Raw genomic sequence first — 15103 nt, forward strand, 5'->3', positions numbered from 1 at the left:
CCTATATTAGTAGGATCATCAATGCATTGCATTTCAAAATAGGTTAATAATATAATCTAAAATATTTATTTTAGCCGCAAACCGTTTCTGTTAACAATTTTACCATTGTTGATTACCATTTCAATATCTTGTGTGTTACTAATATTGTATACCGGATTTGATGAAAGTATCAATAGATCGGCCTGTTTTCCTTCTTCGATCGTTCCAGTAGAGTTTAATATCCCCAAGGCTTCTGCACCATTTTTGGTAGCCATTTGAATGATGTTTGATGCGGGTATTCCTGCTGCTGCAAGCAATTCAAGCTCATGATGAAGGCTTTTTCCTGGGACAAGGTCAAAGTTTGGAATATCTGTACCGGCCAAAAGCTTTACTCCGCTATCGTGCATTTTCTTCGTTAGGACCAAGACTTTTTGCCATGTATATTGACCCTTGATTGGATTGTCATTTGTTATTGATTCATAGACACTCAACGTAGGATCAACAAATACATTATTTCTTACTAACGCATCTATCATTTCATCGATTTCTTTACCATTAACATCGACTAGCTCTAGCCAAAGTAAATGATTAAAAGGTTCGTCACCATATTTTACAAAAATATCTTTTTTCTGAGCTGATAGTAAATACGGGCTCACCGGAACTCCATGGGTTAAAAAGTCAATTTTGTAGTTAGCCGCATCTGTCCAACTTGTATAGTAAAGGTGGCCAATTAATTTGAGACCCAACGAGTGAGCTTTATCTATTGCCTTCTTCACTAAATCAGGTGACAATCCAACATAAAGTTTGATAAAATCTACTCCCGCTTTGGCTTGATTGTCAATTTCTTTGCTAACCTCAATGACTGAATTGACTTTTTTTTCTACAAAAGGAATTGAAATAATATCAGAGTTTATTAACGTTCCGGCTGTAAATATTTGAGGTCCTATGATCCTTTCTCTGGCTACACTGTTCTTTAATTCTACAGATTGCTCAGTGGGACCACCAGGATTTCTGATAGTCGTAACTCCAAAAGTCAAAAGACCGTGGAGCATATCATTGGATCTTGTTTGGTTAAATGAATCTTTCATGACTCCTGCTACATGGGCGTGCATATCAATCAAACCTGCGATAACATATTTACCTGAAAGGTCAATGAGTGCAGAATTAGGATACTTTTTATAAAAATCACATTTGTTATGCTTATCTTTATCGATGATTTCTATGATTTTATCTCCATTGGTTATTATTGTGATATTGGATCTTAAATTAGCGTTACCATCAATAATATTGGCATTGTACAGAATTAACGGACCATATGAGTTGTTTGAGTCTTGAGTAAAATTTACTTCTTTTGATTGTATTGATATCAATTTTGATGTCGATGTTTTTGGTAAATTGTAAGTATCCGTTAATCCGATTGTTTCTGCTTTGACCGTACTAAAGATACTGAAAATATGATACCAAGTTATAAAAATTACAATCATAATAATTATGGAATAAATTGCTATTTTTTTCTTGCAACATATATGAAATTTCAGCATTAATAGCAAATTACTACTCAGATTTAGATTGTAAGTTCTTGTTATTATACGTGTTAATCTTTTTAGAGTTATATTCGTTTTAAGAAATCTAGTTGTTCTTTCTCTATCTAGTCCCAATCATCCATATTTGCAGTAAATAATCGCTCTGCTGACTGTTTAAAGATTTTGTAATAATGCAAAACATGTCGCTGGAAGATATGGAAAAAAAACTTGATTAAATTACATGATTTTGTTATAATTTAATTAGTCTCAAAATAACCTGCTCCTCATGAATAATATTAGTTACTAGTATCCCGAACTATACGAATTCTTGTATATGAGGGTATGTATCTTCCATCAAAGAAATTACCAAAAGGAACTAAAAAGTCAGATGGCATTTTGATTCTTCATTTTTATATGCGAAATCACTCTTATTTTATATGACATTAAATCAAAGGGTAGCTTTAGTTACTGGAAGCTCTAGTGGGATAGGGCATGAAATTGCGCTGGTACTTGCAAGAAATGGATATTTTACTTTTGCTACCATGCGCGATTTGCAGAAAAAATCCAAGTTAGAGTCTATTAAGGATGAAGAAAATCTGCCACTAGAGTTTGTTCAGTTGGATGTAACAAACGAGGAATCAGTCCGAATTGCAGTCCAGACAATACAGGATGATAAAGATAGAATTGATGTATTAGTAAATAATGCAGGTTATGGACTGACAGGAGCGCTTGAGGATCTTTCTATTGATGAAATAAAAACACAATTTGAAACTAATTTTTATGGCCTAATAAGAACAACTCAAGCGGTCCTTCCTATCATGCGAAAACAACGATCAGGTATCATTGTTAATATCAGTTCAGGCGCTGGTAGATTTGGTTATCCAATGGGTTCTGCGTATGTCAGTACCAAATTTGCAATAGAGGGGTTAAGTGAATCATTATCATTTGAGGTAGAACCTTTTGGTATTAAAGTCATTTTGATCGAACCCGGCATGATAAGGACAAACTTTTCTAGCGCTTCTGTTCTTGCAAAGAAATCTCTTGATCCTAATTCGCCATATGTACCGATCATGAAAAACATGGAAAAAGGAATAAAACAATTGCTTGAAAACGCGTCTTCTTCACAACTGGTAGCAAATATAACATTCGAAGCTATATCGTCTGATAAATCAAGACTGAGATATTTAGTGGGCAAGGATGTTGAACAATGGATAGAGGCCAAGAAGAAAATGACCGATGAAGAGTTTCATAATATGATAAAACAACTTTAAACTATCCTAAGAAAAGTAAAATACTCGCATTTTTCTCCTAATATATATTCTTAGACCCATCTTATTTGTTCTTGTTACTTAGAACTTATCATTAATATTTAGAGTAACAACAACAAAGGTTTTCGATATGGATGCTATATCAAAAACAATATTTCCTTCAACCACTACAGATTTTAATTTTGACATGTTTCCGTATCCTGAGACTTGAATACCATTAGGATATACAATACCAACAACAACTGGTATCGATTTGCCGCGGTTTGACTTATTATTATTGTGCGAAAAGAAGAATCATTGAACAATGCATTGTCATATACTATATTTCTCAACTTTTCCAAAATACCTCTGATATATTACTTTGAGAGTAATGTGGAGGATTTTTCGATGGAAAGACTTGAGTATGTTGTCCTTTGGCCTCCTGAAACTGATTTTGCAAAGTTTTTGGAGGTGTAACAAGAGGTAACATAATCAAAGTCGACAAAAATAAACATAAATATAATTTTTGGTTAAACAAGTATCTCTAAATTTTGTTTTCACAAATATATACGAATTCATAAATTTGACAGAATAGTACAAAAATAGAAAAAAGAGAATTGACCGATACCTAAAAAAGATGAAAGAAGCACAGGATGAAAAATCCAATACATGTGATATATTGATTGTATTTAACAACCACTTTGCTGGATTCGGTCCTCCATAGATTAACGATTTTCTAGATCTCTTGAATCTTCCCGAATTAGATTGGAAGAGTGAATTAGATACTTATAATTTCACATTCAACCTAAGGGTACTGATCAATCAAGTTTATCTGATTGTTCTAAATAGGACTATTTTTGACATATTTTAAGTTTATCTGAGCTACATTTAATTTCCGATGGACAAATGTCCATCGGATCATATATACAACTTATTGGTCTATCTATTAATAACCTAGAAGCTCTTTGAATCATTGTTCGTAATAATTACTAATTTAGAGATATATGGGATAAGTTGTTAATAATGTTGTTTATTGCCAAATATATAAAAAGTATATATTCAACGTCAAATGTTAATATTTGTGCGGATAGCAACGTTTAACGTTGAGAATATGTTTGAAAGACCGTTAGCGATGAACTTATCGTCATGGGAGGATGGTAAAAAGATTCTTAAAGATTTTGATGATTTGACTAACCTGATTCAAAATAAATTATATACGGATCAGATAAAACAAGAAATTCTAAAAATAATGGGACAGCATAAAGGATTGATGGCAAACCATTCAAGCAAATTTATTTCTCTTGTAGAGGTAAGAGAAAAGTTAGTAAAGAAGCTAAAGGGAGAGTATGTAGTTGTTCCCAGTGGTAGAGATAAGTGGGTAGGCTGGTTTGAGCTCAAAAAGGACACTATCAAGGAAGTGGCTATTGAAAATACTGCTAGAGTTATCAATGAGTTGAAAGCTGATGTATTGTGCGTAGTCGAAGCCGAGAATAGGATTTCACTAAAGCGCTTTAATGAAATGATGTTACCAAAATTAAACGGACAGCCGTTTGATCATATAATGCTTGTAGATGGTAATGATGACCGAGGTATAGATGTAGGCATAGCAACTAGAAAACCCTTTGTAATTAAATCAATGGTAAGCCATATCGATGATAATGATAACGATGGACAAATTTTTAGTAGAGATTGTGCAGAATATCATTTATCTACTGGATCAGGAAAGGACTTGGTAATTTTGATTAACCACTTTAAGAGCAAAGGCTTTGGCAATCAACAAGATAATAATAAGAAACGAAGACGACAAGCAAAGAGGGTCAAAGATATATACGATGAATTAGCCAAGGATTTTGACTGTGTAATAGTTGCGGGAGATCTAAATGATACTCCAGATAGTGCTCCCCTTAAACCTCTATTGGGGAATGGATCGAATTTGGTGGATGTGATGAATCACGACAAATTTGTCGGCGATGGTCGACCAGGAACCCATAGCAATGGAGCAAAAGGAGGAAAACTTGATTACATTTTGATGTCACCAGAAGTTGGAAAGAAGACAAAACTAGGCGGCATTGAGAGAAGAGGAGTTTGGGGAGGGAAAAACGGTGATCTTTTCGCTCACTTTCCAGAAATAAAATCTGCAAAGGATGCAGCTTCAGACCATGCGGCATTATGGATAGATGTAGATTTATAGATTCCAATCACTGTTTTTTAAAAATTAATTACTCTCACTTGATATTACAAACTCTTTTTCGATATTTTTCTATGAATAGTTACAAACACATGTAAAATAATTCCTTAACTTGAATAATCAAAAGTAGATCAAAAGAATACCTTAGGGAATCTCCCATCCTTTGATTTGAGGATCTGGTCTTCTTCATGGTTTTCTGACCAATAAAACACCTATTAGAGTGATCAGAAAATAATATGCTCAAAGTTAAAACTAGTAAAAGATATAGAATATAAAAAGAAATTCAACCTATTCTTTCATGATGGATGAATCAAATAGAATCGACAAAGTGTTTGACAAACACATCGAATACGAATTTGAAAACAAAGACTTGAAAGCAACTATGTCTACTATGACAAAAGATCCCTACGTCCATCACGTTCCTACCTTGACTGGTGGAACCGGTTATAGCGAAGTTAATTCATTCTACAAAAATCATTTTATCGGTAAGATGCCAAAGGATTTAAAAATAACTCCAATCTCAAGAATAGTAGGTCAGGATCAGGTAGTAGATGAAGTTATAATTAGCTTTACTCATGACAGAGAGATTTACTATATGCTCCCCGGTGTTGCACCTACAGGAAAGTATGTTGAAATACCTCATGTCGTAATTATGAAATTTGCCAAAGGTAAAATAGCACATGAGCATATTTATTGGGATCAAGCTTCTGTTTTGGTTCAGTTAGGATTACTAGATAAGCAAACTCTTCCTATAACTGGAATACAGCAATCAAAACGAATAAAGGAACTTGCTAGCAGGGATTAAGATCGATGGTCTGTTGAATTGGCATTTCATTTTTGCTAAATGGTCTATTCCTTCTAAAAAAAATTGTATTTAAACTGACTATTTGGTTGAAAATCGGTCAATTGAGTTTGAGGTTTTAACCGGCTTTAACATATCATATTTACCCTGGGAACCAAGATGGGAGTTCTCTTTCTTTTATAACTCCTTTCATCTATATCTCTTAATATATACTACACAATCGAATGATTGTGAATATTATCATTAGAATTTTATTTTATTTTTCTTTGGAAGAAGAATTAACCTGTGTCACTTGCAACACACTCATTTAATTAATTTCCCTTAATATATCTATACATGATTCCATTTATAAGCAGATCAAATAATTAAATATCTGATTTCCTCTGCAATTGAAGGATTAATCGTTTGATTATTTGCTACTTCTTGTACATCTGTGTGAACAATATTTTATTTGGATGTTTGTAAATAACCCAACTAGAAGATATCGATCCTGGCAGATTCATAATCGTGAGAATTAGAAATTTTTTGTTCCATTTGAAAAGAGCATGTTAAGTCAACCCATACTATTTATTAATAAATATAATACTAATTCATGATATAAGTTACAGCTCTCATTTGTCTTAGGTATTCAAAGTCAAGTAAATCTTTACTTTTTTACCTTCTATACTCAAAAATTGATCTAAGGATTACTACATTGCGATTAGGAGCTTTGTTTCCCAAATTCATTCAACTTTAAAAAAATTATTTAAAACTTTTTCTGGTAGTATTCTCTCTTATTAGTTATATATTAATAAAACAGGTAACTAATGGAATATCTCCAATAGATTAAACAAACAAAAAACTTAATCTTCTGTTTTTACAAATGGATCAATTCTTTGCTCATCTGAATATATCGTGCCTGATTTGTTAGGATCTTCTTGTGTGTGGGCATGTTTAATGTGCTCTTCCAGCTCAGCCTTATTGCGTGCAACCAATCCACATATGTTACACCTTTCTTCGTCACTCGCGTACTTGTGTTCTGAATTTCCTTTGGATGCATAATTTTGGTCTATTTTAGGTAAATCTGATCCTGGATCTGAACCCATGTCAAAAAATATTATATTCTAAATATTAAATCTTTTTTCTTTCTATCTATCTATCCATTTTTGCAAAGGTGGTAGAAGTATTGGAATTAGATTCAAAATATTCTTCGTCGTAGTAAAATTTCTCATGAGACTGATAATCAAACATTCTTGGTTGGAGAAGTGACGTTCAAGATGAAGTAAACCTTGGATTCACAAGAATTGCTGTGGACATTTTATAAATAAAAAATGAAGCAATGAATCAATCAATTACCGTCATATCCAAAAAAAATTGTGACTAAGAACTACGAATTATGCTTCTTATTTTCTCTTTCAGCTCAGGGGTCATGTCTTCTTCTTTCATGTTGTGATCTTTTTTGGCATGTTCCATTCCATTCTTCAATACTTCTTCTTCAGTTTCCCCTTTAACAATCAAGTCACAATCAAATCCTGCTTCTCTACAGTTTATTGTTTTCATTAATTAATAATTAATAAACTAACATATAACTACACCATCACAGAACCCTATCTCTAGTCTGATTGTTTCAATCGTACTATTGTAAATTATTTTTAATGTCTATATTAAACCCCGCTATTATTACAATCCTTGTAAATCACTATAAGCAGTGGTTAACGTGGGGTAGTTCTGAAAACTTAATGGATCGATTTATGTGTCAAGATTTGATATAATTAAGGTTTGATAATATCCAAAGGATCAGCATTGGGTAATATTCTATTTAGATGCAATCTACTTATCATATATAATAAATCAATCCATATCTTATTCTCTTTTTTTGTATAACTAATTTATTTAAAAGCAGAGATATCTAGTCAACTCACAATTCGTCATGTATTGAAACGAACGCCGGTTATAGATAGGATCCAAAAGAAAATTGATTAATACTATTTGTGACCACTAACAAATTTATTGGATGTTTTAATGAAGACTATTAATCATGAGGTCATTAAATAGTTGGTGGGAAATGACATGAATGATTATGAGTTTTATGAGAATTTGAACGTATCTTGTGAAAAATGTACTAATGATAAGGCTTTCCTATGGTTTGATAAAAACGAGAAGGTGTATTTGATCAGTTGTGATAACTGTGGTGTTAACGAGAGAAATGAGAAGGGAACATCGACAACTGCAGTAAAGAACAAAAAACAGATGTTTTGCTGTGAAGGCTTTAAAGAATTCTCAAATGAAGAATTATATATTGATAAAAATCCAAGAATGTTTGAGGTTAGAAGAAAGCTTTTTTATCATTTTGAAAACAGCCCTAATCCAGTGGTCGAACAGATAAAGTTTTGTCCTTTCTGTGGAGTAAAGTTCGATGTTGTAGGAGTGGGGTTAGACAACTAAGTAATAAGACTCGACTCAACAATTTAGATAATCATATAAAGTATCAGGACATGGGTAAGTGTACTTCAAGTTGATATTTTATTAGTTTTCTTTGAAGGACCGAATTTATTTTTTTGTTTTTGAATTATCAGAATACAATCTATTTTGGCATGTCTTTGATCATTTGATCTACTCTAAAGGATATTTGCTCTTAATAATACTATGTCTCCCTTGATTACACTGATTTGCATGGTTTAAAATACGGGCTTACATAGATTCAATTTTTTGTAATAAATTAATTTATTACAATAATTGACGATTAAGCTTTTCTAGATGCTATAACAATAGAAAATATGCCTGAAGTCAGCAAAACAACTTTGAATCCAAAAAATGTAGATGTATCTATCCATGAAATCAGCGATGGGATCTATCGAATTTGTGGTTTAGTAGATACATATGGTATAACTTTTAACCAATTCTTAATAGCAGACAAAAGTCCAACTTTGATTCACACGGGACCCATGGGTATGTATCCAAAAATTGAAGAAAAGGTAAAGGAAGTGATTCCATTGGGTAAACTCGAAAATGTTGCATTTCTTCACTTTGAAAGCGATGAATGGGGAGGGATGCAATTCCTAAGTAGTCCGAATGCTAGACTAGTTTGTAGCGACCTTAGTTCAAAGTTGAATCTTACTGGTTGGTATAACATGCCAGTGGACCATCTTTCCTTTTGGGATGGTGAAGTCCTCAAAACGGGGAAAAAATCATTAAGGTTCATAATGACCCCTCATGTTCACCATTGGGATAGCATGATGATTTTTGAGGAAACTACAAAATCCCTATTCACTTCAGATCTATTTATCCAGCCTGGTATGAACAAACCAGTAATATCAGACGATTTGTCAGAAGCGATGATTGCACTTTATAGAGCAGTAGGCATTTTTGCTAGTGAAAATCCTGTGCGAGAAACTACCAAGAGGCTTGTTGGACTTGATCCAAATATGGTGTTTCCGATGCATGGTTCGTGCATTGACAGATCTATGTTCGGAAAATATGCGGATGCTATCATGAAAAATGGTTTTGCGTACACCAATATGCTTCTTGGTCAAAAACTAGAGTATGATGTTATTTGACAGATTTCAATTGTGTTTATGGAAATTTAGCAAAATTCGCAATTTTTTATTTTCTAGATCCTTTTAAGGGGTCATATCTCCATACATATATATTCCTTCCAGCCTTCTTTTCTTTTTCATTATTTATGGTCAGCTAAAATGTTTTTCAAATTCTAGCCTGATGTCTTAGGCTTAAAATGATCAGGGATTAAATACTATGTTATATAAGATGTAATACTTTTATTTGTTGGATTGAAACTCTACGGAGTTTAGATAGAACAAATAAGAGGGTAATAAGGCTACAGTCATGTCATAAGTTTGACATCAAATTGGTTATCCAATAAAAACTATTATGCAACCCGCCTGATAGTTAGATGGAAAACAAAAACATGGGAAGGTCTGAGGCATTCTAGGTAATAGAAATGTCAAGTTCAACATCATAAGAAACAAGACCTTTATTGATACCTTATTACATATGAAAATTGTTGATTGATTATTAAGTAGATCGGCAAGAATAGGTAACTTTAATATTAGAAGAGCTTTTGATCCTAACACAATCCTGAATTTTTAATGAAAAACATGGACAAATGTCCATAGTTAAATAACTTGATGCAAATATTTTACATGGAGCAAAAAAATAGAGATCAGATTCCAAAGAGTGAGGGACCAGAAAGCCAAACAGGAAAGATGATAAATGAACAAAATGCAACAGAAGGTCAAAGAAAAGAAGTCAATGTTGAAAACTATAGTGTGGTATCAGAAATTGGGCAATTGTTAAAGAATTTAGACTTTCCCGCAGATAAAAATAAAATTCTTGAGTTAGTACAAAGCCACAATACAATTCAAAATAAAGAAAAAATAATAAATGCTTTAAATAATTTGCAAACTAAATCTTATAGTAACGTTTCAGATGTTACAACTTCTGCAGGATTAGTACACCAATAACCATAATTCCATCACAAATTTTTTTTACCTACAGGTTTATATTATATAGTAATTTTCTTGTCATAAACGTATATGAAACTGAAATTCAGAGCAGTATTTAACAAGTCATCATCCTAACAGCCATAAACAATACCTATGAAATTTGTAAGATATTTCTATTACCAATAATAACAACAACTTCAAAACAAAAATAATTATATAAAAAATATTATTTTTTATTCCTCATTGAGTAACAAAATGGTGGCAATTATCCAAGTCAAAGTTCAAACCAAAAAGAAAAAAAACTAGGATGTTTTGTTATTGCTTGCAGTGGCCTTTTGCCCAACCAACCTCGTATCCTTTGGCATACTGTCCTGTTTCTGGATAGTAACCTTGACAATGATCATGATTGTACCATCCGTTTTGGCAACCAAATTTCCAACTACTTGATTTTCCTTGGTATTCAGTACAGTAATGGGGTGAGGATTTGCAAACACCTTTGTTCCATCCAACTTTATAACCAGCATTATAGGCACTTGAACCTGTTCCTGCATCGTATGAGTAACATCGATTGTGATCGAACCATCCTTGTTGACATCCGTTAATCCATGACTGTGACTTTCCAGGGTAGTCTCTACAATAATGGGGCTGTGTTGCGGCATTTACAGAGTTACTCATCAACAGTGTCGGTGCTAGTGTCAATGATGTTACAACAAGTGTTACTACAATCATTTCAAAAGTAATTTTCATATATCCTGTAATATTAGACTTGTATAAAAATATTTAACTATTAGAAGTGATCTATCAAAATACTTCAATCCTATATAACATAATGTATGCATTGCAGTTATTCTCTATACTGATAAAAAAATTGAAAGTAATATTTTTCCTATTGTTGGATAATTCGGCAGACTTGTAACCTTAGACATGGGTCGTCGGGTGTTATCTCCAAAAGTGTAAAATGTGCTCTTATGGAATTTTATCTAAATGAGTACTATTTTGATGCCCTAACCTCCAGCCACGACAAAAAAGTCTTCTTGGTATTTTGGTAATGAATTAAGGACTTTAGTCTCTACACCAAATAAAGATCCCAAGCCATCGTTTGAATATGCTCCTAAGCCACCCGAAATACCAATGTCTTCTGGTCGTTCATCGTTAAAGAACACTGCAAATTGCATATCTTCATTAGGATCTAAATTTTCTATGTAATGAAAATATCCGGGTGGAATAAACACGATTTCATTAGTACCAACTTCAAATGTATCTACCTTATCGCCTGGACTGAAAATGGTCATCAGGGTCCTTCCGCTGATAACATAGTCTAATTCAGCCGCATTTGGGTGCCAATGTGGCTCCCTTACACATTCGATGTCTATTCTCAATAAGTAAAATGCCATCCCTTTCAATAAGGAGAAATTATTTTTATTGACCCTAGTTCGAGTACCCCTCCCGGTACAAACTGCTTGGGGTTTGATAGTTTCAAGATTAAAGGTATGATCCGATTTTATCTTCTTTTTGTCGCTAATTGTATATGTTTACAATTTATTTCAAGCTTTTTACTGCAACAATGGAGTCAATTGAATTAACATAATTTATTGCAAAATTGCTAAAACTACTCTTCTTTCGATTAGTCTTGTAGTTAATGATGTCTTCATGCCGAACCAATCTAGTCTATATGTTTTTGCACATTTTTTGTTACACTCGTTGAGTGGGAGCCTCTTTTCATGAACTTTTGTCAGTATTAAAATCCTACTTTGGCCAATGTTGTTGTTTATTTAATTTAGATATTTATATCGACTAAATTGTTCTGATTATCTGATATATAGTAATATCCAGATCATCTACGAGCATATAGTAAATTTTGGTTTCAGTATCTATATAAGATATCAAAGGATACACAAAAAAATATTACTCCTATTCACTCGATTTTTAATTTATTTAATCTTATCAAAATAATTTCTCTAGTAATTTGAATAGTCATATGTGATTAAAAATTACAAGCTTGTTCAAATTAGAATAAGTGATTTTTCAATAGACATTCTAATAAATTAAAGTATTAATAAAATGGTGACAAGGTGGTAATATATGATCTGGGATTACTTTATGGATTTGAAATTGACTCGAAATTGGTCGGACAGCAAAATATTTCAAAATAACAAGACTGTCAGAACAAGATCTTTATTTATTCTTTGTATGCTATCCTTAGTTTTAGTACCGTTAATTATGCCCGATAGTACATTTGCTTTGCAAGTTATTTCGGGTGACATGATTACAATTAATGAACCTGTTGAGGACGAAGTCTTGATCTTTGGTGAAACAGTATATATTGACTCCACAGTCCGAGGAGCTATTGTTTTTGCTAATAATATTTATGTAAATGCACCGATAGATGGCGACCTTTTTGTTGCTGGAGCGCAAGTAACGGTAAATACGGATGTTTCAGGAAAAATCGTAGCCGCCGGAAATTTCATAGATCTGGGCGGAAAATCAACTAATGTCATATTGGCAGCGAATAGCATAAACTTTGATCCAACCTCTACAATAATCAATGATGCATATGTTGCAGGTGGAACTATCATCAACAACGGCAACATATCGGGGAAACTAGTAGCTATGACTGATAATTTCCAAAACAATGGCACCGTAGGTGACCTGCAGATAACAAGCCAAGAAGCAATGATGCCAGACATGCAGGGATGGCTAAACCTCTTTGGTATTCTGATTGTAATAGGATTTGGTATTTTAGGTGTAATACTTGTGAAATTGTTGCCGACTCAATTCAATTCGGTTCAGCTTGTAATGAAAAAATCCATAATCAAGAATACTGTGGTGGGATTTCTGTTAATCATATTGTTTGTGATCATAATAGTGTTACTAGCAATAACCGTAGTCGGAATGCCTATGTCGGCTTTTGGATTGTTAGTTCTTCTTACTGGACTAATCTTGTCATCATTGATGGTTTCATTTGCTTTAGGAAAAAAAATTCTCGAGTTATTGGGACGACGATCATCTAGAGATATTCACAACATCATTTCTTTTGTAATTGGGTTTATCATACTCAACCTTTTGTACATGGTTCCTATTCCATACTTTGGTCAAATCATCCAAGTCATCGTAATTAGTATGGGATTTGGAGCAATCTATTATACAGTTAGGGCAAGGAGAGCTACAGTTGCTGACGGAAGGGTGGTTCCATGATTCTATGGAGGTTACACCTTAGGATCACTTTTCATTATATACAATGGGTGGGACTCATACTCTGATAAATATCCTGTATTACTAAGGCATCTTCCTAGGTATCTACAGACTTGAAAATTGTAATTGTACCAATTTCACTACTTGTTTTATTCATTGGAATGCGTTTATATCAATTGCTGATAAACTACATTTATTTTACCATAATACAAAAACGTTCATATAAACAAATATGTATCTTTTCACCTGCCTGGAGATTTGTTATACTATTTAGTTGTTACCTTAGAATAAAATAGTTCGTGTACGCATCCTAGAAGTTCGCCTAATTTTACGGGTTTGTGCAATACTTCTGATATACGAGCTGCTTTAAAATCCGGTTTATTGAGATATTCATCATCAAAAAATCCGGTAATTAAGAGAATTTTGACTGATGGACTAATATTTCTTATATTTTTAGCAAGATCTATTCCGTTCAGGTTAGGCATTTTCAAATCTGCAATAACTAACCAATATCCATGTGGATCATCTTTGAAATGTTTGAGTGCTAATAATGGATCGTTAAAAGAAACAGAACTAAAACCATTCCCTTCTAGCAGTCTCTTAAATAAACTTGCAAGTTCTTCATCATCATCCACTACCATTACTATTGGCGGCGTGGACATATTTTTTATTATTTGACATTGTATATAACCATGATGTATGTATTTAAATAGAACTTCATAAACCAATAGTAATTAGAAATTATTTTCAAGAGAAAGGCTATCTTTTTACCAAAAATATCACTTAGTATAGATTCCTGCTAATTAATTAAAATCTGATACCTAGTCTATGATTTTGAAGTCTTAGTTCTTTGATAGTATGGATTTCGAATAGACCAAAATAATATGTATAACCATCCATTTTCTACAGTGGCTTCCAATGTTAAAAGGGGCCCAACAACAGAATCCTGCATTATTAGATATTGAAATCCGGGATCCTAAACGCGCTTCAGAATAAATTTAGTTATGCAATGAAATTACACTATTCTCATTTATAAAGTCTCATCAAATATAAGGTCATGTTTAAAAGGCGAAGGCTTCTAATCATATAAATGCAAAATTATAGACCTTTTGGTGTTACAATAATTGCGATACTTCTCGCTATTGGGGGTATAGGATCCTTGTTAAGCGGATTAACCGTTTTAGCTTTAATACCAATACTTGGCATAATCCTCGCAGGAGTTTTCTTTATAATTGGATTAGCCTATTTTGCCGTTGCATATGGACTATGGATTGGATCGAGCTGGGCATGGATTGTCACATTGATACTAAGTGGAATAGCAATTATTGTGGGGATAGGGTCTATTGTAATTGGACATGTTGGCTCACTTTTTCTAATTATTATTAATGGAATTGTCATTTACTATCTTTACCAACCAAATGTCAAAGAGTATTTTGGAAAGTAAATAGGTTTGTCTACAACACTTGAAAAGAAGGAACCCGCTCTACTTTGTTGTCTTCCAACCCCATCCAATTTCATCCCTTTCACATCTTAGATAAAGCTACGGTCCCATTTCGTATTATTAATGGTCAACGATAATCCTAGATCAAACTTGCACATGAGCTTGTATCTGTAAGTATAGTCGCTTTAGTTCATTTAATAATAAATTTGGAGTCATCAAACTTTAGGATCTCTTGGCCTATATTGTGTAAGACTAAATGTCGAGGTTATATCCGAGTCATGCCGCAGAT

At 33.0% G+C, this 15103-nt stretch carries 14 protein-coding genes; 8 read left to right on the forward strand and 6 right to left on the reverse strand.

Annotated elements, in window-relative coordinates:
• Positions 1–65: 65 nt before the first annotated feature.
• The gene (locus ACMT7R_RS00900; RefSeq protein ID WP_415309559.1) at positions 66–1463 is read right to left on the reverse strand and encodes an amidohydrolase family protein; all 1398 of its coding nucleotides are present in this window, start codon (positions 1461–1463) and stop codon (positions 66–68) included.
• Between the two features lie 476 nt (positions 1464–1939).
• Here ACMT7R_RS00900 and ACMT7R_RS00905 point away from each other — a divergent pair, with 476 nt between their 5' ends.
• From ACMT7R_RS00905 to ACMT7R_RS00915, 3 genes are all read left to right on the forward strand, one after another.
• Positions 1940–2773 (forward strand): SDR family oxidoreductase, encoded by an 834-nt coding sequence (locus ACMT7R_RS00905; RefSeq protein WP_415309560.1) that lies wholly within the window; start codon positions 1940–1942, stop codon positions 2771–2773.
• Between the two features lie 1057 nt (positions 2774–3830).
• On the forward strand, positions 3831–4940 hold the full coding sequence (locus ACMT7R_RS00910) for an endonuclease/exonuclease/phosphatase family protein (RefSeq protein ID WP_415309561.1): 1110 nt from the start codon (positions 3831–3833) through the stop codon (positions 4938–4940).
• Positions 4941–5235: 295 nt separating this feature from the next.
• On the forward strand, positions 5236–5742 hold the full coding sequence (locus tag ACMT7R_RS00915) for an ester cyclase (RefSeq protein ID WP_415309562.1): 507 nt from the start codon (positions 5236–5238) through the stop codon (positions 5740–5742).
• A gap of 839 nt (positions 5743–6581) precedes the next feature.
• Here the strand turns inward: ACMT7R_RS00915 and ACMT7R_RS00920 are convergent.
• Positions 6582–6824, reverse strand: a complete 243-nt coding sequence (locus tag ACMT7R_RS00920) for a hypothetical protein (RefSeq protein WP_415309563.1) — start codon at positions 6822–6824, stop codon at positions 6582–6584.
• Between the two features lie 274 nt (positions 6825–7098).
• A complete protein-coding gene (locus ACMT7R_RS00925) occupies positions 7099–7278 on the reverse strand; it encodes a DUF1059 domain-containing protein (protein ID WP_415309564.1) in 180 nt (59 codons plus the stop codon).
• A 510-nt stretch (positions 7279–7788) separates the two neighbouring features.
• Here ACMT7R_RS00925 and ACMT7R_RS00930 point away from each other — a divergent pair.
• The 3 genes from ACMT7R_RS00930 to ACMT7R_RS00940 all read left to right on the forward strand — a co-directional run bounded on the left by ACMT7R_RS00930 (position 7789) and on the right by ACMT7R_RS00940 (position 10199).
• A complete protein-coding gene (locus ACMT7R_RS00930) occupies positions 7789–8163 on the forward strand; it encodes a hypothetical protein (protein ID WP_415309565.1) in 375 nt (124 codons plus the stop codon).
• A 332-nt stretch (positions 8164–8495) separates the two neighbouring features.
• Complete coding sequence (locus ACMT7R_RS00935; RefSeq protein ID WP_415309566.1) at positions 8496–9275, forward strand: hypothetical protein; 780 nt, start codon at positions 8496–8498, stop codon at positions 9273–9275.
• A 603-nt stretch (positions 9276–9878) separates the two neighbouring features.
• On the forward strand, positions 9879–10199 hold the full coding sequence (locus ACMT7R_RS00940; RefSeq protein WP_415309567.1) for a DUF2795 domain-containing protein: 321 nt from the start codon (positions 9879–9881) through the stop codon (positions 10197–10199).
• Between the two features lie 284 nt (positions 10200–10483).
• Here the strand turns inward: ACMT7R_RS00940 and ACMT7R_RS00945 are convergent, their stop codons facing one another.
• Both ACMT7R_RS00945 and ACMT7R_RS00950 read right to left on the reverse strand, forming a co-directional pair.
• Positions 10484–10840, reverse strand: a complete 357-nt coding sequence (locus ACMT7R_RS00945; RefSeq protein ID WP_415309568.1) for a hypothetical protein — start codon at positions 10838–10840, stop codon at positions 10484–10486.
• A gap of 345 nt (positions 10841–11185) precedes the next feature.
• Complete coding sequence (locus tag ACMT7R_RS00950; RefSeq protein WP_415310528.1) at positions 11186–11704, reverse strand: cupin domain-containing protein; 519 nt, start codon at positions 11702–11704, stop codon at positions 11186–11188.
• Positions 11705–12263: 559 nt separating this feature from the next.
• Here ACMT7R_RS00950 and ACMT7R_RS00955 point away from each other — a divergent pair.
• Positions 12264–13376 (forward strand): hypothetical protein, encoded by a 1113-nt coding sequence (locus ACMT7R_RS00955; RefSeq protein ID WP_415309569.1) that lies wholly within the window; start codon positions 12264–12266, stop codon positions 13374–13376.
• A 263-nt stretch (positions 13377–13639) separates the two neighbouring features.
• Here the strand turns inward: ACMT7R_RS00955 and ACMT7R_RS00960 are convergent, their stop codons facing one another.
• Positions 13640–14035, reverse strand: a complete 396-nt coding sequence (locus ACMT7R_RS00960; protein WP_415309570.1) for a response regulator — start codon at positions 14033–14035, stop codon at positions 13640–13642.
• 428 nt (positions 14036–14463) lie between these two features.
• On the opposite strand from ACMT7R_RS00960, the gene ACMT7R_RS00965 reads away from it, so the two are divergent.
• Positions 14464–14817, forward strand: a complete 354-nt coding sequence (locus ACMT7R_RS00965) for a hypothetical protein (RefSeq protein WP_415309571.1) — start codon at positions 14464–14466, stop codon at positions 14815–14817.
• Positions 14818–15103 lie beyond the last annotated feature (286 nt).

Origin of the sequence: Candidatus Nitrosocosmicus sp. FF01, from assembly GCF_047711275.1 — an archaeon.
Lineage (GTDB): Archaea > Thermoproteota > Nitrososphaeria > Nitrososphaerales > Nitrososphaeraceae > Nitrosocosmicus.